The 24,928-nt window shown below is 69.9% G+C and carries 22 protein-coding genes; 5 read left to right on the top strand and 17 right to left on the bottom strand.

Features of this window, described 5'->3' with window-relative positions:
• Positions 1-23: 23 nt before the first annotated feature.
• Genes KR541_RS27665 through KR541_RS27640 form a run of 6 tightly spaced genes read right to left on the bottom strand, consistent with a single transcriptional unit; the run spans position 24 to position 6,192 of the window.
• Complete coding sequence (locus tag KR541_RS27665) at positions 24-1,208, bottom strand: c-type cytochrome (RefSeq protein ID WP_089489309.1); 1,185 nt, start codon at positions 1,206-1,208, stop codon at positions 24-26.
• Between the two features lie 50 nt (positions 1,209-1,258).
• Positions 1,259-2,080 carry an ABC transporter ATP-binding protein gene (locus KR541_RS27660; protein ID WP_176015326.1) on the bottom strand — a complete coding sequence of 274 codons (822 nt, stop codon included), beginning with the start codon at positions 2,078-2,080 and terminating at the stop codon, positions 1,259-1,261.
• On the bottom strand, positions 2,074-3,171 hold the full coding sequence (locus KR541_RS27655; protein ID WP_050010915.1) for an ABC transporter permease: 1,098 nt from the start codon (positions 3,169-3,171) through the stop codon (positions 2,074-2,076). Before KR541_RS27655 ends, KR541_RS27660 begins: the two co-directional genes overlap by 7 nt.
• A 4-nt stretch (positions 3,172-3,175) precedes the next feature.
• Positions 3,176-4,210 carry an ABC transporter substrate-binding protein gene (locus tag KR541_RS27650; protein ID WP_027782912.1) on the bottom strand — a complete coding sequence of 345 codons (1,035 nt, stop codon included), beginning with the start codon at positions 4,208-4,210 and terminating at the stop codon, positions 3,176-3,178.
• A 33-nt stretch (positions 4,211-4,243) separates the two neighbouring features.
• A complete protein-coding gene (locus KR541_RS27645) occupies positions 4,244-5,083 on the bottom strand; it encodes a class II aldolase/adducin family protein (protein WP_124554185.1) in 840 nt (279 codons plus the stop codon).
• A 23-nt stretch (positions 5,084-5,106) separates the two neighbouring features.
• Positions 5,107-6,192 carry an LLM class flavin-dependent oxidoreductase gene (locus tag KR541_RS27640; protein ID WP_050010917.1) on the bottom strand — a complete coding sequence of 362 codons (1,086 nt, stop codon included), beginning with the start codon at positions 6,190-6,192 and terminating at the stop codon, positions 5,107-5,109.
• A 241-nt stretch (positions 6,193-6,433) separates the two neighbouring features.
• Here KR541_RS27640 and KR541_RS27635 point away from each other — a divergent pair, with 241 nt between their 5' ends.
• Complete coding sequence (locus KR541_RS27635; protein ID WP_216089922.1) at positions 6,434-7,792, top strand: acyl-CoA dehydrogenase family protein; 1,359 nt, start codon at positions 6,434-6,436, stop codon at positions 7,790-7,792.
• A 79-nt stretch (positions 7,793-7,871) separates the two neighbouring features.
• Here the strand turns inward: KR541_RS27635 and KR541_RS27630 are convergent, their stop codons facing one another.
• On the bottom strand, positions 7,872-8,846 hold the full coding sequence (locus KR541_RS27630) for a LysR family transcriptional regulator (protein WP_179233168.1): 975 nt from the start codon (positions 8,844-8,846) through the stop codon (positions 7,872-7,874).
• Between the two features lie 17 nt (positions 8,847-8,863).
• Between KR541_RS27630 and KR541_RS27625 the strand changes: the two genes are divergently transcribed.
• Together KR541_RS27625 and KR541_RS27620 are read left to right on the top strand one after the other, a co-directional pair.
• Entirely contained in the window at positions 8,864-9,430 is a 567-nt protein-coding gene (locus tag KR541_RS27625; RefSeq protein WP_050010920.1) for a cysteine dioxygenase family protein, read from the top strand.
• A 105-nt stretch (positions 9,431-9,535) separates the two neighbouring features.
• Positions 9,536-11,167 (top strand): rhodanese-related sulfurtransferase, encoded by a 1,632-nt coding sequence (locus tag KR541_RS27620; RefSeq protein WP_050010921.1) that lies wholly within the window; start codon positions 9,536-9,538, stop codon positions 11,165-11,167.
• A gap of 70 nt (positions 11,168-11,237) precedes the next feature.
• Here KR541_RS27620 and KR541_RS27615 read toward each other — a convergent pair whose 3' ends face one another.
• Positions 11,238-12,383, bottom strand: a complete 1,146-nt coding sequence (locus tag KR541_RS27615) for a glycerophosphodiester phosphodiesterase (RefSeq protein ID WP_050010922.1) — start codon at positions 12,381-12,383, stop codon at positions 11,238-11,240.
• A 369-nt stretch (positions 12,384-12,752) separates the two neighbouring features.
• Here KR541_RS27615 and KR541_RS27610 point away from each other — a divergent pair, with 369 nt between their 5' ends.
• Together KR541_RS27610 and KR541_RS27605 are read left to right on the top strand one after the other, a co-directional pair.
• Positions 12,753-13,817 (top strand): phytoene/squalene synthase family protein, encoded by a 1,065-nt coding sequence (locus KR541_RS27610; RefSeq protein WP_089489316.1) that lies wholly within the window; start codon positions 12,753-12,755, stop codon positions 13,815-13,817.
• A gap of 465 nt (positions 13,818-14,282) precedes the next feature.
• Positions 14,283-15,497 carry a porin gene (locus tag KR541_RS27605; RefSeq protein ID WP_050010924.1) on the top strand — a complete coding sequence of 405 codons (1,215 nt, stop codon included), beginning with the start codon at positions 14,283-14,285 and terminating at the stop codon, positions 15,495-15,497.
• Positions 15,498-15,564: 67 nt separating this feature from the next.
• Here KR541_RS27605 and KR541_RS27600 read toward each other — a convergent pair whose 3' ends face one another.
• From KR541_RS27600 to KR541_RS27560, 9 genes are all read right to left on the bottom strand, one after another.
• On the bottom strand, positions 15,565-17,043 hold the full coding sequence (locus KR541_RS27600) for an efflux transporter outer membrane subunit (RefSeq protein WP_050010925.1): 1,479 nt from the start codon (positions 17,041-17,043) through the stop codon (positions 15,565-15,567).
• A gap of 10 nt (positions 17,044-17,053) precedes the next feature.
• Entirely contained in the window at positions 17,054-18,208 is a 1,155-nt protein-coding gene (locus tag KR541_RS27595; RefSeq protein ID WP_050010926.1) for an ABC transporter permease, read from the bottom strand.
• Complete coding sequence (locus KR541_RS27590) at positions 18,205-19,155, bottom strand: ABC transporter ATP-binding protein (RefSeq protein ID WP_124638088.1); 951 nt, start codon at positions 19,153-19,155, stop codon at positions 18,205-18,207. Before KR541_RS27590 ends, KR541_RS27595 begins: the two co-directional genes overlap by 4 nt.
• Positions 19,152-20,117: an HlyD family secretion protein gene (locus KR541_RS27585; protein ID WP_050010928.1), complete on the bottom strand. Its 966-nt coding sequence runs from the start codon at positions 20,115-20,117 to the stop codon at positions 19,152-19,154. Before KR541_RS27585 ends, KR541_RS27590 begins: the two co-directional genes overlap by 4 nt.
• Positions 20,114-20,809, bottom strand: coding sequence for a TetR/AcrR family transcriptional regulator (locus KR541_RS27580; protein ID WP_050010929.1), 696 nt, complete (start codon positions 20,807-20,809; stop codon positions 20,114-20,116). The genes KR541_RS27585 and KR541_RS27580 overlap by 4 nt, the downstream gene beginning before the upstream one ends.
• A 275-nt stretch (positions 20,810-21,084) precedes the next feature.
• Positions 21,085-21,504, bottom strand: a complete 420-nt coding sequence (locus tag KR541_RS27575) for a cupin domain-containing protein (RefSeq protein WP_124630287.1) — start codon at positions 21,502-21,504, stop codon at positions 21,085-21,087.
• 10 nt (positions 21,505-21,514) lie between these two features.
• Positions 21,515-21,952, bottom strand: coding sequence for a carboxymuconolactone decarboxylase family protein (locus KR541_RS27570; RefSeq protein WP_050010931.1), 438 nt, complete (start codon positions 21,950-21,952; stop codon positions 21,515-21,517).
• 95 nt (positions 21,953-22,047) lie between these two features.
• A complete protein-coding gene (gene pdxR / locus KR541_RS27565; protein ID WP_216089921.1) occupies positions 22,048-23,532 on the bottom strand; it encodes a MocR-like pyridoxine biosynthesis transcription factor PdxR in 1,485 nt (494 codons plus the stop codon).
• 103 nt (positions 23,533-23,635) lie between these two features.
• Positions 23,636-24,913, bottom strand: a complete 1,278-nt coding sequence (locus KR541_RS27560; RefSeq protein ID WP_050010933.1) for an MFS transporter — start codon at positions 24,911-24,913, stop codon at positions 23,636-23,638.
• Between the last annotated feature and the right edge of the window lie 15 nt (positions 24,914-24,928).

Raw genomic sequence — 24,928 nt, 5'->3', positions numbered from 1 at the left:
TGTCGAAGGAAGGATTCGTGGGTTCAATGCGGGAGCCCGGCCTGTACGTCGCGCACGGGTTCCTGATCGACGCGCAGCAGCAGCGCGGTCAGTGCGTCGCCGCTTGTCACGCGCGCGGCGGCCGGCCGGACCGCCGCGTCCGAGCGGCACAGCAGGTCGGCATCCGACCAGCCGGCGCTGCCCGGCAACGCGCGCGCCCGCAGCCAGCCGCGCCGATCCGCCAGCAGTTGCGTGCCGCCGAGCGCGTCGGGCGCAACGCCGGCAATCGTCGCGAATGCGCGCCACGCATCGGCCGTCGTCGCGACGCAGTTCGCGCGCGCGCCGGCTGACGTTGGCACGGGCGCGCCGCGTTCGGTGACGAGCAAGGTCTGCCAGCGCGCGTCTTCCGGCGGTGGCGTCGCACCCGGCGCGAGCGCGACGACGCGCACGCGCTGACCTTCGCGCCAGCGCTGGAGCGCCTGAGGCGCGGCGTCGCCGCAGCGCACGTCGAGTGCCGGCAGCGGGACCGGCACCGGCCACGCGCCTTCCGCCTGCGCGCCGCTACCGGCGGACAACGCTTTCAGGTAGTCGAGCACGGCCCACGTGTCCTGCGGGCCGAGCGTCGCCGCGAAGCCGGGCATCGTCGCTGCGCCGTGCTCGTCCTGCGTGCCGTGGCGCACGCGCCAGAACAGTTCGCCGTCGAGGCGACGCGCGAGCAGCGTGCCGGCGAAGGTCGGCGGCCAGTGCGCGAGCGTGGCCGCGAGCGGCCCTTCGCCGCGTCCGTCCGCGCCGTGGCAGGCCGCGCAATGTTGCGTATACAGGTGCGCGCCGCGCATCACGTTCGATACGGAAAACGGCGCGGGATCGCGCTGGAAGCTCGTCGGCACGGCAGGCGCGAGCCACAGCGAAGCGGGCGGCCACGGCGCGAACCACGCGACGGCGAGCGCGGCGATGGCCGACGCGACACGCCACTTGCGCGAAGCCAGTGCGAGGCAGGCGAGCACGACGGCCAGCGCCGTCACGCCACAGGCGAACGCGAGTTGCCGCGTGAGTCCCGCGTCGATGTGCAGCGTTTCGAGCGCGATGCGGCGTGCCCACGGCCACGCGGCCTGGCCGTCGGCGTCGCCGGTCAGGCCGAGCGCGTGCAGCACACGCGCCAACGCGATCTGCGCGCGATACAGCAGTTGCAGGAACGCGATGGCCCAGTCGGCGAATGGCGGCGCGTTCATCGCGCGCGTCTCCGGCGTACCGCAGTCAAACGTCGAACGGCATCCGGCATCTACCAGCTCGCATCGAGCCCGAGATGCCGCAGCGCGTCGTGGCGCAATGCGGCGAGGCGCGGGTCGCCGCGATGGCGCGGGTAGGGCAGGTCGACGCGCAGTTCGGCGACGATCCGTGCCGGGCGCGGCCCGAACACGATCACGTGCTGCGCGAGGAACAGCGCCTCTTCCACGTCGTGCGTGACGAGCAGCGCCGAGAAACCGTCGCGTTGCCACAGCGCGGTCAACTCGGCCTGCATCGTGAGCCGCGTCAGCGAATCGAGCTTGCCGAGCGGTTCGTCGAGGATCAGCAAGCGCGGATCGTTGACGAGCGCGCGGGCGAGTGCGACGCGCTGCGCCATCCCGCCGGACAACTGATGCGGAAACACGTTCGCGAACTCCTGCAGCCCGACGCGCGCGAGCGCATCGTCGACGCGATGCTGCGCGGTGCGCGCGACGCCGCGCGCTTCGAGGCCGAGCGCGACGTTCGCGCGCACGCGCCGCCACGGGTACAGCGTCGGGTCCTGGAACACGACGATGCGCGACGGATCGGGGCGTTCGATCGGCGTGCCGTCCTGCGCGATCGTTCCTTGCCGCGCGGCGTCGAGCCCCGCGACGAGCCGCAGCAGCGTCGATTTCCCGCAACCGCTCGGGCCGAGCAGCGCGACGAATTCGCCGGCCGCGACCGACAGCGACACGTCGTCGAGCACCGGTAGCGCGCCGCCGGGGCCGTCGAACGCATGGCTCACGCGGCGGATGTCGATGCGTGCGCCGCGCGGCGACGTGACGGCGGGCGCCGCGACCGTGGCAGCGGACGATTCGAGTACGGCGGCGCTTACCATTTGACGGTTCCTTTCTGCCACGCGAGCACACGGTCGCGCACCGCGAACAGCAGCGCGATCAACCCGGAAAACAGCAGCGCCATCACGAGCAGCGCCGCATACATGTTCACGTACGACGCCCAGCCCTGCGCCCAGCTCAGATACCAGCCGAGCCCCGACTTGACGCCCATCATCTCGGCGACGACCAGCACCGTGAACGACGCGCTCAGCCCCATGAAGATGCCGACGAACACGTGCGGCAGCGCGGCCGGAATCGCGACGCGCAGCACGAGGAAGCGCGCGTTCGCGCCGAGCGTGCGCGCGACGTCGTAGTACTGCTTGTTCACGCTCGCGACGCCCGACCACGTCAGCACGGCGACCGGAAACCCGGTGGCGAGCGCGATCAGGAACGCCGCGGCTGAATAGCTCGACGGGAAGAAGTAGAACGTGAGCGGCAGCAGCGCGGTGGCCGGCACGGGGCCGAGCACGCGCAGCACCGGATGCACCCAGTAGCCGATCCGGCGCGACCAGCCGATCGACACGCCGACCGCGAAGCCCACCGTGACGCCGTACGCGAACCCGAGCGCGAGCAGCTTCAGCGTGTTGCCGGCGCTGCCGGCGAGGCGCGGCCAGTCGTCGACGTAGACCTCGATCAGCGCCTGCGGCGGCGCGAAGAACGGCGTCGGCAGCCAGCCGGTTTTGGCGGTGACGATTTCCCACGCGGCGAGCACGAGCGGCAGCGCGACGAGCCACGGGCCGGCCGGTCGCACCCGTGCGAGCCGCGTGCGGGTCGCCGCGACGAGATGGCCGAGCGTCGCGGCGACGAGCAGCAGCGCGGCGATCGTCCACGCGGCCGTGCCGAACGTATCGGTGTACGCCCAGTCGCTGAAGCCGACGATCCGGTTCGGCCACAGCTGCGTGAGCGCGCCGAGCGCGGCCCACGCGAGCGCGGCGGCGATCCCGGTCGGCCAGGTGCGCGCGCGCCGGGCTTCTGCGGCCAGCGTGGCTTCGCAAGTCGTGCAGGCTGCGCGCGCGGAAACCGTAGCGTTGGCAGCGGCGCCGGCCGGGGCCGATGCGGCGCGTGCGGCGGAAGCGTGTTCGATCGTCGACATCGCGTTACCCCAGTACGTTCGCATAGACCTGCTGCGCGAAGCGCTGCGGGTCCGTGCTCTTCTTCAGCACGCTGATGCGCCGGAAATCGTCCGCATAGAACGCGATTTCCTGCTGCAGGTCGACGTTGGTCGGGTGATGCGTGTAGGTGAGCGTCGCGTACAGCTTGCGCAGATCCTCGGGGCTGATCTTCGGCGAATACTTCGCGAACACCTTCGCTGCTTCGTTCGGGTTGTCGTGCGTGTATTCGGTGGCCTGCACGATCGAGCGCGCGAGCGCGGCGGCCGACGGCCGGTCGTTGCGCACGAGGTCGCCGCGTGCGCCGATCACGCAGCACACCTTGCGCGCGTATTCGCCGGACAGGTTGGTCGCGAGTTCGGTATACGCGCCGTTGCTGCGCTTTTCGAGCAGGTAGAGATTCGGGTCGCCGTCGGCGATCGCGTGGATTTCGCCCTTGTCGACCGCGACGCCGAGCAGGTCGGCCGGATACTGTCGCCACGTGATGTCGCGCTCGGGATCGATGCCGTTCTTCGCGAGCAGGATCGAGAAGAAGTGCTTGCCGGGCGCGGCCAGATCGCTGACGCCGACCGTCTTGCCCTTCAGCGCCTGCAGCGTCGTGACGCCTGCGGCCTTCGCGCCGAGCAGCCGCACGCAGCCGCCGTGCGAGCTGCCGATGATCTTCACGTCGAAGCCGGCTTCGAGCGGCTTCAGCCAGCGGTGGATCATCCCGACCGCCGCATCGGCCTTGCCGGTCGCGATCGATTCGAGCAGCTGGTCGGTCGAGCCGCTGTAGTTGATCAGTTCGACCTTCAGCCCGTTTTTCTCGAAGAAGCCGCGCTCCTGCGCGACGACGATCGGCGTCAGGCAGAACGCGTTCTGGTTCCACGCGAACGTGAGTTTCTTCAGCGGCGGCGCGGACCAGGCCTTGCGGCCGAGCGTGATCGCCGGCACGGCGAGCGCGGCGGCGCCGGCCGCGCGCAGCAGGCGGCGGCGTTGGTCGTCGTGCGCGTCGGCAGGCGTGGGCGCGGTGGTGTGGGTCATGTTGTCTGGTCTCCGGTGTGGCGGAAAGGCGGCTCAGTCGAGCAGGTCGGGTTCGTCGGCGACGACGCGCGCGAACAGGCTGTCGAACGCATGCAGCGCGCCGTCGGGGCCGCCGATCTGGCCGTGCGTATGGCGCGCGGTCGCATGATCGATCGGTTGCGGCGTGCCGGCCGCTTCGGCCAGCAACTGCGTGTGCGCGACGTTGTCGAGCGCGATGTACCACCACGCGGCGGCCTCGACCGTCGGGCCGGCCGTCAGGATCCCGTGGTTCTTCAGGATCACGCCCTTGTGCGTGGTGCCGTCCGGCTTCGCGAGCGCATCGGCGATCCGCGCGCCTTCGCTGGTGTCGACGACCATCCCCGTGAAGTCGTCGAACAGCGCGTGATCCTCGTAGAACACGCACGCGTCCTGCGTGAGCGGATCGAGCGGGCGGCCGAGCGTCGACCAGGCCTTGCCGTAGGTCGAATGCGTGTGCGCGGCGGCGACGACGTGCGGATGGGCTTCGTGGATCGCCGCGTGGATCGCGAACGCGGCCTTGTTCAGCGGCCGCGTGCCGATCGCGGTTTCGCCGCGCGCGTTGACGAGCAGCAGGTCGGACACCTTGATCTGCGAGAAATGCACGCCGAGCGGGTTCACCCAGAAATGGTCGGGCAGCTCCGGATCGCGTGCGGTGATGTGACCGGCGAGGCCCGCCGCGAAGCCGAAGCGCGCGAACAGGCGGAACGCGGCCGCGAGCCGCTCCTGCCGGTGGCGGCGCTCGGCGGCGACGTCGACGCGCGGCGCGGGCGGATCGAACCAGAAGTGCTGGCGCGGCGTATCGGCGAGCACGAGGCCCGATGCGGTACGGTTGGGCGAGGACAGGACGGCGGACATGGTCGCGTAGGGCTCCGTTGGTCTCAGGCAGCGCGGCGCGCCGCGTCGCGTGCGGCGACGGCGCTGCGCACGCGCGGAATCAGTTCGCGGCCGTAGTCGATCGCGTCTTCCAGCGGATCGAAGCCGCGAATCAGGAACGTCGTCACGCCGAGGTCGTAGTAGTCGAGCAGTGCGTCGGCGACCTGTTCGGGCGTGCCGACGAGCGCCGTCGAATTCGAGCGCGCGCCGGTGAGCTTCGCGATCTCGGTCCACAGCCGCTTGTCGACGCGCGAGCCGCGCTCGGCCGCGGCGAGCAGGCGGCGCGCGCCTTCGCTCTGCTGCGGGCCGCCGGCGCCGAGTCCGGCCGCTTCGCGCAGCCGGCGCGTTTCGTCGAGGATGCGGTGCGCACGCGCCCACGCTTCGTCCTCGGTCGCCGCGAGGATCGGGCGGAACGACACGGAGAAGCGCACCTGGCGGCCGTGTTTCGCGGCTTCGGCGCGGACGCGCGTCGTCAGGTCGCGCACCTGGTCGAGCGATTCGCCCCACAGCGCGTAGACGTCCGCGTGCTTGCCGGCCACCGCGAGCGCGGCTTCCGACGCGCCGCCGAAGTAGATCGGCACATGCGGCTGCTGGACCGGCTTCACTTCCGAGAAACCCTGCTTGAACCGGTAATGCGCACCGTCGTGATCGAACGGCTGCGCTTCGGTCCAGATGCGCCGCAGGATGCCGAGGTATTCGTCGGTGCGCGCATAGCGTGCGTCGTGATCGAGGAAATCGCCGTCGCGCTGCTGCTCGCTGTCCGAGCCGCCGGAGATGAAGTGCACGGCGAGCCGGCCGCGGCTGAACTGGTCGAGCGTCGCGATCTGCCGCGCGGCGAGCGTCGGCGCGGTGAAGCCCGGCCGATGCGCGAGCATGAAATGGATGCGCTCGGTCGCGGCCGCCGCGAACGCGATCGTCAGCGTCGCCGACGGGCCGGTCGAGTGATGCGGCACGAGAATCCGGTCGAAGCCGGCCGTTTCGTGGGCGCGGGCAAAGTCGCGCACATAGTCGGGATCGACCACGGGGCCGGACGCCGGGTGGATTTCCGACTGCTTCTGGCTCTGGATCATGCCGATGAATTCGACGCTCATCTGGGGTCTCCGGTACAGGGACGTCCCGGCGCACGGCCGGGCAGGAATGGAGCGCAGGTTAACGCCGGGATCATGCGGAATGGAAATAATCAATCCCGATTTGAATATCAGATTTGCATGGTTTGGGGCCGTATGCGTTGCGCATACGCTATGGGCTCATGAATGATCGGGCGCGCGTTGACGCTGTATTTGCCGCCGCGCTTTCGCCGCCGTGTTCGACCTACCCAGGGAATCCGTTTCGATGTCCGCCAGCCTTGCCGCTTCCTCGCCGCCACCGCAACCTTCGCTGCGCCTTCTGCCTGCTGACGCTGCTGACCTCGTCGCCGCTGCAGACGCCGACGAGGCGAGCGACGCGCGCGTCGCCGCGCTGCTCGAGCGCCTCGCCCCCGAGCTCGCCGCCGATGCGGCCCGCAACGACGTCGACGGCCGCTTTCCGCACGAGAACTTCGCACGGCTGCATCGTGCCGGGCTGATCGCGCAGGTCGTGCCGCGCGAGCATGGCGGCGCCGGTGCGACGCTGGCGCGGGCGAGCCGGATCGTCGCTGCCGTCGCGCGGGCCGACCCGGCGACCGCGCTGGTGTTGACGATGACGTATCTGCAGCATCGCGCGCTCGGCCGCGCCGACAACCGCTGGCCGGCGCAGGTGCGACGCGCGGTGTTCGACAGCGCGGTCGCGCACGGCGCGCTGATCAACGCGCTGCGCGTCGAGCCCGCGCTCGGTTCGCCGTCGCGCGGCGGGCTGCCGGACACTATCGCACGCCGCGATGGCGACGGCTGGCGGCTGTCGGGCCACAAGCTCTACAGCACCGGCATTCCGGCGCTGCGCTGGCTGGCCGTGTGGGCGCGTACCGACGAGCCGACGCCGCGCGTCGGCGTGTTTCTCGTGCCGCGCGACCCGGAGACCGACGGCGACCGCATCCGCGTGATCGAAAGCTGGAATCACGTCGGCCTGCGCGCGTCGGGCAGCCACGAGGTCGTGTTCGACGACGTGCCGCTGCCGGCCGATCACGCAGTCGACGTGCGCGCGCCGGACGCATGGGCCGTGTCGGCTGCCGCGCACGCGGATGCCGACGCGCAGGCCGATCAGCAGGCGTGGATGGTCGCGCTGCTCGGCAGCCTGTACGACGCGGTGGCGCGCGCGTCGCGCGACTGGCTGGTCGAGTTCGCGACGACGCGTGCGCCGAGCGGGCTCGGCGCGCCGCTCGCGACGCTGCCGCGCGTGCAGGAGGCGGTCGGTGAAATCGAGGGCTGGCTGCATACGAATCGCGTGTTGCTCGACGAACACATCGCGCGCACCGACGCAGGCAACGCGCCGTCGCTGACGACCAGCGGCCTCGTCAAGCGCACCGTGACCGAGCACGCGATCCGGACGGTCGAGCAGGCGTTGAAGCTGTCCGGCAATCACGGGTTGAGCCGCGCGAATCCGCTCGAACGCCACTATCGCGACGTGCTGTGCAGCCGCGTGCATACGCCGCAGGACGACGCGATCGCGGTGGCGGCGGGGCGGGCGGTGCTCGATGCGGCAACGCGCGGGCGGACGAACGCGGCGGCGGACGCAACGTCACGCAACGGGATCGAAACCGGTCGACGCGATGCGTGAGCCGGGCCGGGTTGCCTTGCCCGGAAATGGCGAGGCGGGAGGCAGGCGCTGTGCGGTGGCCGCAGCCACCGCCACAACGTTAGGCGGCCTTGTCGTGCGATCGTTCGGGCAGCGCGAATGCCGTGCGCGCATGCGCGGCGACGGCCGCCAGCGGCGCGTCGAGGCGCGCCGCATCGTGCCGGCGCAGCAGCCACAGGTCGATCTGCGGCTTGAAATCGGCGAGCGGCACGATGTCGAGCGCATCGCGCAGCGGGCTGCCTTCGACGAGCGGCAGCGGCATCAGCCCGAGGCCGAAGCCGTTCGCGACGCTCTGCAGTTGCAGGTCGCGGCCGTACGCATCGAGCGTGACCGGCATCGGCAGGCCCTGCGCGTCGAGCGCGCGCCGCAGGCCCGCACGAAAGCCGCAGCCGTCCGGATTGAGCACCCAGCCGCGCGCGTGGCAATCGGCAAGCCGGTAGCTGCGTCGCGGCCAGTCGCCCTTGCGGCCGACCGCGACGAGCCGCGTGGCCAGCAACCGTTCACCCTCGACCTGCGCCGGCAGCACCATTTCGCGGGCGAGGAAGACCAGCGCCGCATCGAGTTCGCGGCGGGCGACGCGTTCGACGAGCAGGCCGCCCCATGCGGTCGTGACCTGGGTCGCGAGCGCGGGCCACTGCGCGGCGAGCTCCGCGATGAGCGCCGGCAGCATCAGCTCGCCGAGCCCTTGCGTGAGCCCGATCCGGAATTCGCCGGCCGGGGGCTGCTCGCCGGCCGTCAGTTCGCGCAGCGCGTCGACCTCGCGCAGGATCGCGCGACACTGCTCGAACACCTGCCGGCCGATGTCGGTCGGGCGCGGCGGCTTCGTGTTGCGGTCGAGCAGCGTCACGCCGAGCGCTTCCTCGAGATTCTGGACGCGCCGCGTGATCGCGGGCTGCGTCATCCCGAGCTCGGCCGCGGCCTGGCTCAGGGTCTGGCAGCGGACGACCGCTGCAAAAGCGTCGATATCGCTAATTTTCATGTTTGTTCTGCATGGTCTTTCGGGTGCATCATGACGATCCATCATATTCCGCATCATATTCGAGGAGCCGGCCGATGAGTACGCTTTCGTTGCAGCAGACGCCGCTGCGTCCGTTCGTCGAGGGGCTGGATGCGCTGCTCGCGTCCGGCGCGAACGAGGCGCGCATTCTCGACGAGGGCGGCGCGCTGCTTGCCGCGCTCGTCGAACACGACGACTGGTTGCCCGACGCGTTCGCGCAGCCCGATCCCGAGCGTTACCGGCAGTACCTGCTGCATCTCGACCCGGGCGAGCGCTTCTCGGTCGTCAGCTTCGTGTGGGGGCCAGGCCAGGCCACGCCGATCCACGACCACACGGTGTGGGGGTTGATCGGGATGCTGCGCGGCGGCGAGTTCTCGCAGCCGTACCGGTTCGACGCGGCCGGCAAGCCGGTGCCCGCGGGCGACGCCGTGCGGCTGCAGCCGGGCGAGGTCGAGGCCGTGTCGCCGCGCATCGGCGACGTGCACCGCGTGACCAACGCGTTCGCCGACCAGGTATCGATCAGCATCCACGTGTACGGCGCGAACATCGGCAAGGTCGAGCGCGCGGTGTACCTGGACGACGGTACCGTGAAGCCGTTCGTGTCCGGCTATTCGAATGCCTGACGCTCGGCCCGCTCGCGCGGCCCGTTGCGGGTGCGCGCGGGCAGGGCCACGCTTGCTCCGTTCCGCTTTCTTCATCGACTTCAACACATTCAACACCGAGACATCGTGACGCAATCCGCCGATTCCACTTCTACTTCCCGCTTTCCCGCCGCGTCGTACGAGAACGTACGCGCACGCCTGCTGGCCCGCGACGAGATCGCGCTGATCGACGTACGCGAGGAAGATCCGTACGCACAGGGCCATCCGCTGTGGGCCGCCAACTTTCCGTTGTCGAAGCTCGAACTCGACGCGTGGACGCGGATTCCGCGCCGCGACACGCCGGTCGTCGTGTTCGGCGAAGCGGGTGGCGAGGATCTCGCGCCGCGCGCGGCCGCGACGCTCGCGCGCCTCGGCTACACCGACGTGCGGCTGCTCGACGGCGGCCTCGCGGGCTGGGTCGCGGCGGGCGGCGAGCTGTTCATCGACGTGAACGTGCCGAGCAAGTCGTTCGGCGAATGGGTCGAGGCCGAGCGCCATACGCCGTCGCTGTCCGCGCAGAAGGTGCAGGCGCTGATCGATGCGAAAGCCGATGTCGTGATCGTCGACGCGCGCCGCTTCGACGAGTACCAGACGATGAACATCCCGACGTCGACCAGCGTACCGGGCGCGGAGCTCGTGCTGCGCGTGCGCGCGCTCGCGCCGGATCCGCGGACGCAGGTGATCGTCAACTGCGCGGGCCGCACGCGCAGCATCATCGGCACGCAATCGCTCGTCAACGCGGGGCTGCCGAACCCGGTCGCCGCGCTGCGCAACGGCACGATCGGCTGGACGCTGGCCGGCCAGACGCTCGAGCGCGGCGCGGCGCGCCGCTTTCCGGACGAGATCGACGCGACGCAGCGCGCCGACGCGCGTCGGGCCGCCCGCGCGGTGGCCGAGCGCGCGGGCGTGCCGCGCATCGCGCTGGCCGACGTCGCGGCGCTCGACGAGCCGGGCCGCACGCTGTACCGCTTCGACGTGCGTACGCCCGAGGAATACGAAGCCGGCCACCTGCCGGGCTTCCTGAGCACGCCGGGCGGCCAACTCGTGCAGGAGACCGACCATCACGCGGCCGTGCGCGGCGCGCGGATCGTGCTGGCCGACGACGACGGCGTGCGCGCGGACATGACCGCATCGTGGCTCGCGCAGATGGGCTGGGACGTGCGCGTCGTCGAACCGGCCGGTGCCGCGGCATTCGCCGAGCGCGGCCAGCCGCCGCGCGACGTGCCGGCGACGCCGCCCGCAGCCGACGTGTCGCCCGCGACGCTCGCCGGCTGGCTGAAGGAAGCCGCGCCGGGCGAACTCGCGATCGTCGACGTGACGGCCAGCGCGAACTACGTGAAGCGTCACATCCCGGGCGCATGGTTTGCCGTGCGTGCGCAGTTGCGCGACGCGCTGGCGGCGATTCCGCCCGCGAAGCGCTACGTGTTCACGTGCGGATCGAGCCTGCTCGCGCGGTTCGCGGCGGACGACGCGCGCGCGCTGCTGCCGGCCTCGGCCGAGATCCGGGTGCTGACCGGCGGCACGGCCGCGTGGATCGACGCCGGGCTGCCGCTGGAGAGCGGCGAGACGCATCTCGCGTCGCCGCGCGTCGACCGCTACCGGCGCCCGTACGAAGGCACCGACAATGCGGCCGCCGCGATGCAGGCATATCTCGACTGGGAGTACGGACTGGTCGACCAGTTGAAGCGGGACGGCACGCACCACTTCAACGTGATCTGACCGACGCGGGGCAACCGGGCGCGGCACGTCGTGCGCGGCGCCCGGTCGCGATGCGGGTCGGCGCCGGGTATCAGCGCTTGAACGTATCGACGGCCGTGCGACCGACGGCCGGATCGTCGGTGAAGAAGCCGTCGATGCCCGCGCGCAGGTATGCCTGGATCTCGCGCACCGAGCCGGCCGTATTGCGCGTGGCCGGCGTGCCGCCATCCTTCAGCGATGCGGGCAGGAAGTTGTTCTCCGGGCGGAACGTGTACGGATGCACGACGAGGCCGGCCTCGTGCGCATGGCGCACGTACGGCGTCGGCTGCTGCAGCGTGCCGTCCGCGGCGACCGCGATGATCGACGTCTTGTACGGCCCGACGCCGTTCGCATAGGTCGCGATCTCGCGCATCCCGTCGCGCGTCGACAGGTCGCCGTAGGTGCGCGTGTCGTTCGCCTTCACGAAGTCGTACGGGCGCTGGCCCGCTTCGTCCATCAGCTGCACGAGCTTCCAGTTCGGCTGGCTCGACTTGATCCGGTTGCGGATCGTCTTCAGGTTCGCGACCTCGAACGACTGGATGTAGACGGTCGCCGTGCGCGACGTGTACGCATCCTTCAGCAGCGCGTCGACGAGGCGATCCTCGAGCGGCAGGCCGATCGACTGGAAGTAGGTCGGATGCTTGGTTTCCGGATACAGGTGGATCGTGCGGCCGGTCTGCGCGGACATCTGTTTCGCGAGCGCGACGATCTCGTCGAACGTCGGAATCTCGAACTGGTCGTTGTACGCGGTGTTGGCCGGGCGCACCTGCGGGATGCGCTCGCGCGCCCGCAGCGTCTTCAGCTCGGCGAGCGTGAAATCCTCGGTGAACCAGCCGGTCAACTGCGTGCCGTCGATCGTCTTGGTCGCCTTGCGGCTCGCGAACTGCGGCAGCGTCGACACGTTCGTCGTGCCCGAGATCTCGTTCTCGTGGCGCGCGACGAGTACGCCGTCGCGGGTCGACACGAGGTCGGGCTCGATCACGTCGGCGCCGTCCTCGATCGCCTTGCGGTACGACGCGAGCGTGTGTTCGGGGCGCAGCGCGCTTGCGCCGCGATGGCCGACCACCTGGACCTTCGCGGAAATCGGCTGCGTGGGATCGCGCGTCAGATCGTCGTCGCCGCCGCACGCGGCGAGCAGGAACGCGGCGGCACAGGCGAACGGGACGTAGCGCAGGGAGGTCGGGCGCTTGAGGGGCATGTCGATGAACCTTCGAAACGGAGTCGGGAAAGGGCGCTCGCGCCGGCGGCCGGGCAGGGCGCCGGGCTGCGGAGTCGAACGGTGCGCGATCGTCGCATCGAATCATTACATATGTATTACTTCGACCTTTCCGTTTCGTTTTGGGGCGGCGGTGCGCACGGTAGCGCGCGTGACGGCAGGCGGGCGCGCACCGCATTCCGGCCGTCACAGCGAACCCGCGCGCCGGATGCACTAAACTTGCGGGAATTTTGCATCGCCGCACCGGGGCCGACGCCCGCCTGGCGCGACGATGCGGCGACTCGCGGGCCGGCGCGGGCGCCCGGCGCCCGTGTGCGTCCGGGGCCCGCGCCGGCCGATTTTTCCCGACCCATGACGACCCATACCGATCCCGCCTATCTGCTCGGCGAGCTGCTGAAGAACGTTTCCCGCTCCTTCTACCTGACGCTGCGCGTGCTGCCCGACGGCATGCGCGACCCGGTCGGCCTGGCGTATTTGCTGGCGCGCGCGGCCGACACGATCGCCGACACGGCCCTTGTCGCGCCCGACCGGCGCGCCGCGCTGCTGACCGACCTGCGCGACGACGTCGAGCGGCTTGGCGACGGCGCGGCGCTGTCGCGTTCGCTCGACGACGTGACGCGGATGCAGACCGATTCGCACGAACACCTGCTGCTCGGCTCGATGGAGCCGATGCTCGCGCTGCTGCGCGCGCAGCCGGAGGCCGATCGCGCGTCGATCCGCAAGGTCGTCGCGACGCTGACGGCGGGGATGGAATTCGACCTGCGCACGTTTCCGGACGAGCAGTCGGGGCAGGTCGCCTCGCTGCCGACGCGCGACATGCTCGACCGCTACACGTATCTCGTCGCCGGCTGCGTCGGCGAATTCTGGACCGACATGACGGGGATGCACACGCGCGCCGCGCGCGACTGGGATCTGGCGGACATGCGCGAGAAGGGCATCCGTTTCGGCAAGGCGCTGCAGATGACCAACATCCTGCGCGACTGCGCGAAGGATCTGCGCATCGGCCGCTGCTACCTGCCCGACGACGTGCTGCGCGCGCACGGGCTCGCGGTGGCCGACCTGATGCGGCCCGAGGATTCGGCACGCGCGCGCGGCGTGCTGGTCGACCTGCTGCGCGCCGCGCTCGACCAGTATCGCGACGCCTGCCTGTATACACTCGCGATCCCGCGCCGTTTCGTGCGGCTGCGGCTCGCGTGCCTGTGGCCGATCATGATCGGGCTCGAAACGCTCGAGCTGCTGGCCGGCCACGCGGCGTGGCTCGATCCGACGAAGCCGGCCAAGGTGCCGAGAAAGCGTATCTACCGGATCATGGCGGCGTCGCTCGCGCTGGTCGGTTCGAACACGGCGATTCGCGCGCGCCTGACCGCGCTCGCCGATGCGGTGTCCGCGCGGCTCGCTTCTGCGCCACGGCATTGAAGATCGCCGGCATCGCCTGCCGGTCCGCGTTCGCCGGACCGTACCCGTCCGGTTCCCGGCACGCGGACTAAAAACGTTTTCATGATTTCGTGTCTCGAAATGTGGGTGTCACGAATGTCGGCGATCCTGCGCGGCGGCGTGAATCGCGGCGTCAGCTTCGAACGCGCATTGGTAAGACGTTTTGTCGCCGAAGGCGTCTGACGACATCAGGCAGTCGTGTTGCACCCGTAAAAATGTAAAGCTAGGGTTTTCACCGGCAAATGCCGGAAACACCCGCTGCACAAGCGTTTCGGGCTGTCTTGTAACCGTTTGGTGAACCGCTGCGTTGCGTCGATCATACGATGACCGACCGCACATGTTGGGAAACAATCGGTAATCCGTCAGAATCGCGTCGGCATGTACTCGCACATGTGTCGGTCATAAAACCACACCAGAAAAGAAACATTCTTTGAGGACGGAGAATCAATGAAAAAGCGCGTCGCTTTTGCCATGACGGCAGCGGGTCTCGCAGCCGCTACCGCCGCCCACGCCCAGAGCAGCGTGACCCTGTACGGTATCGTCGACAACGGTATCGCCTGGCAGAACAACTCGTCGGCAGTCGGTGCGACCACGGGCGGTCACTCGAAGGTGCAAATGTCCACCGGCGTGTGGGCAGGCAGCCGCTTCGGCCTGAAGGGCAGCGAAGATCTCGGCGGCGGCACGAAGGCGATTTTCCAGTTGGAAGCCGGCGTCAACACGGCTAACGGCTCGTCGCAGTGGACGGGCGGCATCTTCACGCGTCAGGCATGGGTTGGCCTGACCAACTCCACGTACGGTACGCTGACGGCCGGCCGCCAGTACACCGCGTACTACACGCTGCTGTCGCCGTACAGCCCGACGACCTGGCTGACCGGCTACTACGGCGCGCACCCGGGCGATATCGATTCGCTGGATACCAGCTACCGCGCGAACAACTCGCTCGTCTACATGTCGCCGAAGTTCTACGGCTTCACGGTCGGCGGTTCGTACTCGTTCGGCGGCGTCGCAGGCGCGACGAACCGCGGCTCGACGTGGAGCGCGGCGATCCAGTACCTGAACGGCCCGGCAGGCATCGCGGTCGGCTACCAGAAGATCAACAACTCGACGCTCGGCGGCGGTGTGTGGGGCGCGAACTCGACCGCCCAGAACGGTCTGGACACGAGCGGCAACGGTGCGGAACAGGCCGTGTCGTCGATCAACAACGGCTACAAGACGGCACAGTCGCAACAGCGCGTCGCCGTGACGGCCGGTTACCAGTTCACGCCGTCGTGGGATATTTCGGCGTCGTACTCGAACGTCCAGTACATCCCGGGCGTCGGCTCGTCGTTCCGCAACACGGCGATCTTCAACACGGCAGGCGCCGTGCTGCACTGGAAGGCATCGCCGCAGTGGGACTTCGCCGCAGGCTACTCGTACACGCGTGCGACCGAGTCGAACGGCATCTCGAGCTCGGCCAAGTACCATCAGGTCACGCTGTCGCAGTACTACAGCCTGTCGAAGCGCACGGGCCTGTACGCGGTTGAGGCGTATCAGCACGCGAGCGGCAACACGCTCAACGGCGCGGCGGTCATCGCGGCAACGACGTCGATCGGCGACGGCGTGGGCGCGGGTTCGAAGCAGAACCAGATCGGCGTCGGCGTCGGCCTGATCCACCGCTTCTGATGTCGCGCGGCGCGCGAGCGCCGCTCACGGCATGCGGTATGAAAAACCGGCCTTCGGGCCGGTTTTTTCATGGGGCGGCCGTTTGCTCCGCCCAGTCTCCCGCCAGCGCCTGAAACAGCGCGGCCGTATCGGTGAGCCGGTCGGCCTGCGCGCGCGTGCGCTCGAGCGTCGTCTGCAGCGCCTGCCGCTGCGCGTCGAGCAGCTCGAACGCGTTGATCCCGCCCGCCGCGTAGCGCACGCCGGCAATCGCCCAGCTGGCTTCCGCCTCCCGCGCGGCCGTGTCCCGCGCCTGCCATTCGGCGGCATCGTGCTCGACGGCGCGCATCGCGTCGGCGACCTGCTGCAGCGCCTGCAACACGATCGACCGATAGCTCGCAAACGCCGCGTCGTAGGCGGCCTGCGCCGCGCGTCGCTTCGCCCGCAGCTCGCCGCCGCGAAAGAGCGGCTGGGCGAGACCGAGGCCGATGTTCCAGATATTCAGGCCGTTCACGATGTCGGCCACGCTCGTGCGTTCGGAGCCGACGCCGGCCGAGATCGAGAAGCGCGGATACAGGTTCGCGGTCGCGACGCCGATGTTCGCGCTCGCCTGATGCAGCATCGCCTCCGCCGCACGGATGTCGGGCCGCTCGCGTGCGAGCGTCGACGGCAGCGTAATCGGCAACGCACGCGGCAGCGCGAGCGCATCGAGCGTCAGGTCGGGGAGGTCGGCATCGGCCGGCGGCGCGCCGAGCAGGATCGCGAGGCGATGGTCGGCCTGCGCGAGTCGTGCCGCGAGCGGCGGCAGCGACGCCTGCGTCTGCGCGAGCAGCGTGCGCTGCGCGTGGACGTCGGCCTGCGACACGCCGCCCGCCGCCGCGCGCGCCTCGACGATGCGCAACTGCCGCGCCTGCGCGTCGGCGAGCTGCCGCGTGAGCGCGATCTGCTGCACGAGCGACGCGCGCAGGATCGCGGTGGCGACGACGTTGCCCGCGAGCATCAGGCGCGCCGCGTCGAGCGTGTACGACTGGTAGTCGATCCGTGCGCGCAGCGCTTCGAGCGCGCGCCGGTTGCCGCCGAACACGTCGAGCGTGTACGACACGCTCACCGATGCGTCGTACAACGTGAACGGCCCCGGGTTCGGCACATTGGCCGGCAGGCCGAACGCGGCGATGTCGACCTTCTCGCGCGTCGCGGACAGGTTCGCGTCGACGCGCGGCAGCATCGTCGCGCCGGCTTGCGCCACATGGTTCTGTCGCGCCTCGTCGAGCCGCGCGCGCGCTTCGGCGAGCGTCGGGCTGTTGCGCCACGCGGTATCGACGAGCCGGTTCAGCGGTTCGGAGCCGAATCGTGTCCACCAGCGCACCGGCGCATGCGCGGCCGGCGCGAATGTTTGCACGGCGTCGGCCGTCGTCGCCGGCGGTGCGCCGCGTGTGTAGCGTTGCGTCGCCGGCGCGTCCGGCGTGCGGAAATCCGGCCCGACCGCGCAGCCGGCGACGAACGAGGCGACCGCCAGCGAAACGGCGATGGCCGGGCGGGGGGCGCGCGCGCGACGCGAAGCCGGTTTCATCGCGCGCCGCCTAGTCCAGCGTGCGCCGGTAGAAACGCAGCGCGACGCCCATCACGACGACCGTGAACAGCGCGACCGGCCACACCGATGGCCACAGGTCGGCCCAGCCGTCGCCTTTCAGCAGGATGCCGCGCACGAGCCGGTTGAAGTAGGTGAGCGGCAGCAGGTTGCCGATCGCCCGCGCCCACGCCGGCATTCCCGCGAACGGGAACATGAAGCCCGACAGCAGGATGTTCGGCAGGAAGTAGAACACCGCGAGCTGCATCGCCTGCAACTGGTTCTGCGCGAGCGACGACAGCGTGATGCCGACCGTCAGGTTCGCGGCGATGAACAGCAGCGCGGCGAGGTAGATCGCGGGCAGGCTGCCGATGAACGGCACCGCGAACACGAAGCGTGCGGCCGCGAGGATGATCGACACCTGGATCAGGCCGATGAACACGTACGGCACGATCTTGCCCGTCATCACCTCGAGCGGCCGCACTGGTGTCGCAAGCAGGTTCTCCATCGTGCCGCGCTCGCGTTCGCGCGTGATCGCGAGCCCCGTCATCATCACCATCGTCATCGTCAGGATCACGCCGATCAGGCCCGGCACGACGTTGTATTGCGTGATCCCCTCGGGGTTGTACAGCCGGTGCAGCACGACGCCGAACGCGGCCGGGCGGCCGTTCAGGTGCGCGAGCGGCCCGCTCAGGTCCTTCGCCGCGACCGCTTGCGCAAGGCCCGACAGCGCGCCGAGCGCGGACGCGGTCGCGACGGGGTCGGTCGCGTCGGCCTCGACGAGCAGCGACGGCCGTTCGCCGCGCAGCAGCCGGCGCGAGAAATCGGCCGGCACGCTCAGCACGAACAGCACGTCGCCGCGCGCGAGCGCGCGCCGGCCGGCCGCTTCGTCGGGCAGGGTCTCGACGATGTCGAAATACGCGGAGTTGCGCATGGCGGCAATGAAGCTGCGCGTGAACGGGCTCGGATCGGCGGCGATCACCGCCGTCGGCAGGTGCTTCGGATCGGTGTTGATCGCGAAGCCGAACAGCGCGAGCTGGATGATCGGCACGCCGACGATCATCGCGAACGTCACGCGGTCGCGGCGCAACTGCAGGAATTCCTTCAGCACGATGCTCCACCAGCGCGCGGCCGAGAACGATTCGTGCAGGCGCGCCCACGGTCTCATCGCGTCGCTCCGCCGGCCGGGCCGGACGCGCGGCTCATCATGTAGATGAAGACGTCCTCGAGCCCCGTCTCGATCGGCGCGATGCGCAGCGCCGCATCGTCGCGCGCGACCTGCGCGAGCGTCGCGTCGAGCGCGACGCGGTCGTGGCCGCTCACGTGCAGCGCGGAGCCGAACACGACGGTCTGGTCGATGCCCGGCATCGCATGCAGTCGCGCGGACAGTTCGGCCAGGTGCTCGCCGGTGACCGCGCGGGTCGACAATCCCTGCGATGCGACGATCTCGGCCGACGTGCCTTGCGCGAGCAATTCGCCGTACGCGATATACGCGAGCTTGTGGCAGCGCTCGGCTTCGTCCATGTAGTGCGTGCTGACGAGCACCGAGATTCCTTGCGCGGCGAGCCGGTGCAATTCTTCCCAGAAATCGCGGCGCGCGGCCGGGTCGACGCCCGCGGTCGGTTCGTCGAGCAGCAGCAGTTCGGGCTCGTGCAGCATGCACGCGGCAAGCGCGAGGCGCTGTTTCCAGCCGCCCGACAGCGCACCGGTGAGCTGGTCCGCGCGGCTCGCGAGGCCGAGCCCGTCGAGCGCGCGCGAGACGGCGGCCTTGCGGTCGGCCATCCCGTACACGCGCGCGACGAAGTCGAGATTCTCGCGGATCGACAGGTCCTCCCAGTACGAGAAGCGCTGCGTCATGTAGCCGACGCGGCGCTTGATCTGCGTGCTGTCGCGCACGATGTCGTAGCCGAGGCAGGTGCCGCTGCCCGAATCGGGTGTCAGCAGGCCGCACATCATCCGGATCGACGTGGTCTTGCCGCTGCCGTTCGGCCCGAGAAAGCCGAAGATCTCGCCGCGCGCGACGCGCAGCGATACGTCCTTCACGACGTGCTTGTCGCCGAAACGCTTGTTCAGGCGCTCGACGTCGATCGCATACGGGGCCGGCGACGCGTTCACGGCACCCTCACGGCGACGGGCTGGCCCGGGCGCAGCTTCGATGCGTCGGCCGCGGCGGGGCGTGCCTCGATCATGAACACGAGCTTGCTCCGGCTCTCGTTGCTGTAGATCACGGGCGGCGTGTATTCGGCTTCGCTCGACACGTAGGTGATGCGTGCGGGCACGTCGGCCGCGCAGCCGTCGCAATGGATCGCGACCGCGCGGCCCGGCGCGAGCGAACCGACGGCGGCCTCCGGCACGAAGAAGCGCACCTTCAGGTTCTGCGGCGGCAGCATCTGCACGACCGGATTGCCGGCCTGCACCCATTCGCCGACGCGGTACAGCGTGTCGTACACGCGCCCGGCCGCCGGCACGGCGACGCGCTTCTGGTCGAGCTTCCATTGCGCCTCGGCCACGGCCGCCTGCGCGGCGTCGACCTGCGCGGCCTGCGCGGCAACCTGTTGCGCGCGGCCCGGCAGGCGCGCGACGTCGACCTGGCTTCGCAGCTCGCGCATCTGCGCGGCGGTGGTCTGCGCGGCCGTGCGCGCATCGTCGAGCTGCTGCTTCGAGATGCCGCCCGCCGCGTACTGGCGTTCGTCGCGGGCGAGCTGCGCAGCGGCGCGCGCGGCCTGGGCGGCCGCCTGCGCGAGCTGGGCCTTCGTCACGTTCACTTCGGGCGGGCGCTTGCCGGTCTGCAGATCGGCGAGCTGCGCACGCGCCGCGTCGAACTGATGCCGCGCCTGCTGCAGCGCGGCCGTTTCGTTGACGGCCTCGAGCGAGAACGCGGGCGCGCCGGCGGCGACTGCCTGGCCGCGCTCGACCGACAGCTGCGTCAGCGTGCCCGATTGCGACGACGACAGGTACACGAATTCGCCTTCGACGTAGCCTTGATACGTCGGCGTGCGATCGGTCTGGCGGCCGCAGCCGGCGAGCAGCGCGACGGCCGCGCCCAGCGCGAGCGGCCAGGTGCGCGCCGCGTTCACGACGGCCTCCGCGGCGCGCGCGTGCGTGCGCGAGGGGCGGCAGCGGGCGGCCGCATGCCCGAATCCAGCAGCGCGCGGACATGCCGGTGCAGCACGTCGCGGTCGATCGGCGGCAGGCCGCGCGCGCTTTGCCACAGCTTCGCGGTCGCGAGCGGCAGCATCACGAGCGCGACGATCGAATGGAACAGGAACGCGGGTTCGAGCGCGGGATTCAGCGTGCCGGCCCGCTGGGCGGCGCGAATGCGTTCGGCGAGGTGTCCGACGTGCTCGAGCGGAATGCGGCGGATCATCCGTTCGCGCAGCAATCCGCCTTCGTGGACGATCTCGCGCAGCCAGATCGACGGCAGCCACGGCATCCGGCCCGTCACGTCGAAGAAGCGGTCGACGAGTTCGGCGGCGAGCGCGAACGGGTCGTCGGCGGGCGGGTCGGTCGGCCGCCACACGAACGCGATGGCGTGCGCGATCCGCTCGTCGACGATCGCGTCGAGCAGCTGCTCGCGATTCGTGAAATAGTAGTGGACCATCGCGGACGTGACGCCGGCAGCGGCGGCGATCTGCGCGACGGTCGTCGCGGCGATGCCGCGTTCGGCGAACAGTTGCGTCGCGACGTCGAGCATGTGGTCGCGCAGGTCGAAATCGTCCACCGACGGGCGGCGCCCGCGCGGCCGGGCGACGGCGGATTTCGCGTTCATGCAGATGACGCTAATTGATGGGTTAGTTAATTTCAAGGAAGGATCCGCGCGTGCGTTGATCGCGATCAGGGGAACGGCAAGCAGCGGCGTGGACGAGCGGGGGGGGGCGACGCGACGGCGGGCAGGGCACCCGCGCCGGAATGTAGGAAGCGGCTAACGAGAAAGGGCGGGAAAACAGGCGGAAAACAGCCGGACAGCGAACGCAGGCGGAAAACCGGCGGGCGAGCGCGCGGCACACGGGCGCGGGCCCTGTCGCGCCCGCGCCCGTTCCGGCATCACTGATCGATCGGCGACTTCAGCGGCTGATGCTCGCCCGTCAGCCCGAACACGACGAGTTGCGCGGGCTCGGTCGCGCTCGCGTTGCGCGACACCTGATGGCGCGAGCCGGGCGGTTCGTACCAGCCTTCGCCGGCGCGATAGCGGCGCAGCGGGCCGTCGTTTACCTGCGACAGCACTTCGCCTTTCGACACGACGGCGAACACCGAGCCGAGATGCCGGTGCGGTTCGGACACCTGACCGGGCGCATAGTCGACCGTCGCGACGACAGCGAGCTTGCCGGGCGCTTCGGGCACGGCCTGCTGCATGATCGCGTGCACGGTGTCGTCGGCGTCGTGCGCGTGAGCGGCGGCCGGCAGCGCCGCGGCGAGCACGAGCCCGGCGCACAGCGCGACGCGATGGAGCGGGGAACGGATCATCGTCGGCGCCTTACTCGGGCATCTTGCGGAACGCGATCGCGAAGCGGTTCCACGCGTTGATCGTCGCGATCAGCATCGACAGGTCGAACAGCTCCTCGTCGGTGAAGTGCGGCTTCACGGCTTCCCAGACGGCGTCGGGCACGTGGTTGCTGGCCACCAGCGTCAGCGCCTCGGTCCATTCCAGTGCAGCGCGTTCGCGCTCGGTGAAGAACGGCGTTTCGCGCCACGTGACGACGGTCGCGAGACGGCGGTCGGTTTCGCCGCCCTTGCGCGCGTCGGTCGTGTGCATGTCGACGCAGAACGCGCAGCCGTTGATCTGCGACGCGCGCAGGCGGACGAGTTCGGCGAGCGGCTTCTCGATCGAGCTCTTCGCGAGGAATTCCTCGGCGTTGCGCATCACCTTGATCGCATTCGGGCTGGCGGCATAGAAGTTCAGGCGCGGTTGCATGGCAGGTCCTTTTCGGTTGGGTGCGCCGGGGTGGCGCGACAGGACCCACTTTAAGAGCCGTACTGGCCTGCTTGAATAGCCAATTCCACGGAAATTCAGGTAACCAGTGGCGGGCCGCCCGCGATGCCGGCATCGAGCAAGCCGGCCAGCTTCGCGAGCGCCGTGTCGATGCGCAGCGCGTCGATCCCGCCATAGCCGAACAGCAGCCCCGGGCGCACCGGCACGCCCACGTGAAACGCCGAGATCCCGTACAGGCCGATGTCCTGCGCGCGCGCCGCGCGGACCAGCGCCGCTTCGTCGAGCCCCGGTTTCAGGTGCGCGGCGAGATGGATGCCGGCGGTCGGCACGATCGCGTCGAACCACGGCGCGAGTTCGCCGCGCAGGTGCGCGATCAGCATCTTGCGACGCGCGTCGTAGTGCTTCTGCACGCGCTTCAGGTGCCGCGCGAAATCGCCTTCGAGCATGAAGCGCGCGAGCGCCGCCTGCGTCAGCGTGCACGTGTGCCAGTCGACGATCTGCTTCGCCTTGGCCAGCGCGCCGCGCAGCGCGCGCGGCGGAATCGCGTAGCCGATCCGCAGCTCGGGAAAGATGGTCTTCGAGAACGTGCCGACGTACGCGACGAGGCCCGTGCGGTCGAGGCTCTTCAGCGATTCGACCGGCCGACCTTCGAAGCGGAATTCGCCGTCGTAGTCGTCCTCGATGATCACCGCGCGGCGGCGCTGCGCCCATTCGAGCAGCGCGACGCGGCGATCGAGCGTCATCGGCATGCCGAGCGGGAACTGATGCGACGGCGTCACGTAGACGAGCCGTGCGTCGTCGGGCAGCCGTTCCGCGACGAGGCCCTGCGCGTCGACCGGCGCGCCGATCACCGTCGCGCCGAGCGACGCGAACGCGGCGCGCGCGGGCGGATAGCCGGGATCCTCGACCGCGACGACGTCGCCCGGCCGCACGACGACGCGCGCGAGCAGGTCGAGCGCCTGTTGCGCGCCTTGCGTGACGAGCACGTCGTCCCAGCTGCAGGCGACCGCGCGGCTGAATCCGACGTAGCGCGCGATCGCGCCGCGCAACTGCGGATCGCCGGCCGGGTCGTGGTACTGGCCGGGGCCGCGCGCCTGCTGGCGCAGCGCGTGATGCAGGCAGCGCCGCCAGGCGTCGAACGGGAACAGCGTCTTGTCGGTCACGCCGCCGCGAAAGTCGAAGCCGGGCGCGTCCTGCGGCGCGGGCATCGCGAGCGCGTCGGGCAGGTCGTTCCACAGCGCGCGTGCATCGACCGCGTCGATGCGCGGCATCTCGTCGACGATCGACGGCGCCGACGTTGCCGCGGCATGCGGCACGCGCGCGAGGCCGCGGGCGACGAACGTGCCGTCGCCCGCGCGCGTCGTCAGGTAGCCCTCGGCGACGAGGCGCTCGAACGCGTCGAGCGTCGTCTTGCGCGACACGCCGAGCTGTTTCGCGAGGTCGCGCGTCGACGGCAGCCGCGCGCCGCCTTCGAGCCGCCCGTCGACGATCGCCGTGCGCAGTTGCCGGAAGATTTGCCCCGTCAGGTCGTGACGGCCTTCGATGCGGATCGCGATGTCCATCGCAGTGGTTACCTTGATTCCCGGGATTTCGCGTGGATCAGCATACCGGAAGTCGACCGCGCGGCGGCTGTTCGCGGCTAGCGGCCGCAGCCGCGTCCGGCATTCAAAGCGACGTCGCCTTCGTCTCCGGCAGCAGCAGGACGGCGAGCAGCACCACGCCATAGGCTGCGCCGGAAAAGATCGCGATGGCCAGCGCGAGGCCGAGCGAATGGCTCAGCATCCCGACGAGACTCGGGAACAGCGCGCCGATGCCGCGTCCGAAGTTGTAGGTGAAGCTTTGCGCATTGGCGCGGAAAGTCGACGGATACAGTTCCGTCAGGTACGCGCCGACGCCGCTGAAGATGCCGCATGACGAAAAGCCGAGCGGAAAGCCGAGCCACAGCATCTGTGCATTCGACAGCGGGACGGTCAGGTACGCGCACACCGACACGAGGGAGAGCGCGGAGAACAGCATGAAGTTGCGTCGGCGTCCCCACCAGTCGGAAAGATACGCGCCGACGACATAGCCGCAAAACGACCCGACGATGATCACGAACAGATAGGCGCCCGTATCGAGCACCGACAGGTGTCGCTCGATCTTGAGAAAGGCCGGCAGCCACGTCGACATCGCATAGAAGCCGCCCTGGATGCCGGTGCAGAGCAGCGCGGCCAGCACCGTGCGCCGTGCGTGCGCGCGCGAGAAGATCGCCCACACCGACGGCTGGCCTGCGCCTTGTTTGCGGGCGGCGTCCGCCTGCACGAACACTTCCGGTTCGGGCACGTGCTTGCGTACGTACAGGACGAGCAGGGCGGGCACGATACCCACCCAGAACAGGCTGCGCCAGGCCAGCGACTCGGGAAGGACCGAAAACGCGATGCTGTAGAGAATCGCCGCGCCGCCCCAGCCGATGGCCCAGCCGCTCTGCACGAGGCCGACCGCTTTGCCGCGATGGGCGGGTGCGACGATCTCGCCGATCAGCACGGCGCCGACGGCCCATTCGCCGCCGAAGCCGAGCCCTTGCAGCGCGCGCAGCACGAAGATCTGCTCGAAGTTCTGCGCGAAACCGATTGCCAGCGTGCAGACGGAGAACCACAGGATCGTCCCCTGCAATACCTTGACCCGTCCGTATCGATCCGCGAGGATGCCCGCGATCCAGCCGCCCACGGACGAGAAAATCAGCGTCACGGTGCTCAACAGGCCGGCCTTGCCGCGATCGAGGCCCCACAGGTCGATCAGCGAAGCGAGCACGAAGCTGAACACCATGAAGTCGAACGCATCGGTCGCCCAGCCGGCGAACGCCGCCTTGAACGCGCGCTTGCCCGCGGAATCGAGTTCGGCGTACCACGACGCGCGCGGCACGATTCGCAGCGCGGCTTCGTCGGCATCTCTCGTTGTCGTCATTGTTGTTGTTCGTGA

This window comes from Burkholderia sola (assembly GCF_905400185.1).
GTDB lineage: Bacteria > Pseudomonadota > Gammaproteobacteria > Burkholderiales > Burkholderiaceae > Burkholderia > Burkholderia sola.
The sequence above is the reverse complement of the archived record's forward strand: the minus strand, read 5'-3'. Positions and strand labels throughout refer to the sequence as shown.

Excerpts from the sequence above, each read along its gene's own strand:
- KR541_RS27660 (WP_176015326.1), bottom strand. The coding sequence starts at position 2,080 with ATGGTAAGCGCCGCCGTACTCGAATCGTCCGCTGCCACGGTCGCGGCG.
- KR541_RS27560 (WP_050010933.1), bottom strand. The coding sequence starts at position 24,913 with ATGACGACAACGAGAGATGCCGACGAAGCCGCGCTGCGAATCGTGCCG.
- KR541_RS27605 (WP_050010924.1), top strand. The coding sequence starts at position 14,283 with ATGAAAAAGCGCGTCGCTTTTGCCATGACGGCAGCGGGTCTCGCAGCC.
- KR541_RS27615 (WP_050010922.1), bottom strand. The coding sequence starts at position 12,383 with ATGCCCCTCAAGCGCCCGACCTCCCTGCGCTACGTCCCGTTCGCCTGT.
- KR541_RS27570 (WP_050010931.1), bottom strand. The coding sequence starts at position 21,952 with ATGCAACCGCGCCTGAACTTCTATGCCGCCAGCCCGAATGCGATCAAG.
- KR541_RS27635 (WP_216089922.1), top strand. The coding sequence starts at position 6,434 with ATGTCCGCCAGCCTTGCCGCTTCCTCGCCGCCACCGCAACCTTCGCTG.
- KR541_RS27650 (WP_027782912.1), bottom strand. The coding sequence starts at position 4,210 with ATGACCCACACCACCGCGCCCACGCCTGCCGACGCGCACGACGACCAA.
- KR541_RS27665 (WP_089489309.1), bottom strand. The coding sequence starts at position 1,208 with ATGAACGCGCCGCCATTCGCCGACTGGGCCATCGCGTTCCTGCAACTG.
- KR541_RS27625 (WP_050010920.1), top strand. The coding sequence starts at position 8,864 with ATGAGTACGCTTTCGTTGCAGCAGACGCCGCTGCGTCCGTTCGTCGAG.
- KR541_RS27655 (WP_050010915.1), bottom strand. The coding sequence starts at position 3,171 with ATGTCGACGATCGAACACGCTTCCGCCGCACGCGCCGCATCGGCCCCG.
- KR541_RS27575 (WP_124630287.1), bottom strand. The coding sequence starts at position 21,504 with ATGATCCGTTCCCCGCTCCATCGCGTCGCGCTGTGCGCCGGGCTCGTG.
- KR541_RS27640 (WP_050010917.1), bottom strand. The coding sequence starts at position 6,192 with ATGAGCGTCGAATTCATCGGCATGATCCAGAGCCAGAAGCAGTCGGAA.
- KR541_RS27645 (WP_124554185.1), bottom strand. The coding sequence starts at position 5,083 with ATGTCCGCCGTCCTGTCCTCGCCCAACCGTACCGCATCGGGCCTCGTG.
- KR541_RS27610 (WP_089489316.1), top strand. The coding sequence starts at position 12,753 with ATGACGACCCATACCGATCCCGCCTATCTGCTCGGCGAGCTGCTGAAG.
- KR541_RS27600 (WP_050010925.1), bottom strand. The coding sequence starts at position 17,043 with ATGAAACCGGCTTCGCGTCGCGCGCGCGCCCCCCGCCCGGCCATCGCC.
- KR541_RS27630 (WP_179233168.1), bottom strand. The coding sequence starts at position 8,846 with ATGATGCGGAATATGATGGATCGTCATGATGCACCCGAAAGACCATGC.
- KR541_RS27580 (WP_050010929.1), bottom strand. The coding sequence starts at position 20,809 with ATGAACGCGAAATCCGCCGTCGCCCGGCCGCGCGGGCGCCGCCCGTCG.
- pdxR (WP_216089921.1), bottom strand. The coding sequence starts at position 23,532 with ATGGACATCGCGATCCGCATCGAAGGCCGTCACGACCTGACGGGGCAA.
- KR541_RS27595 (WP_050010926.1), bottom strand. The coding sequence starts at position 18,208 with ATGAGACCGTGGGCGCGCCTGCACGAATCGTTCTCGGCCGCGCGCTGG.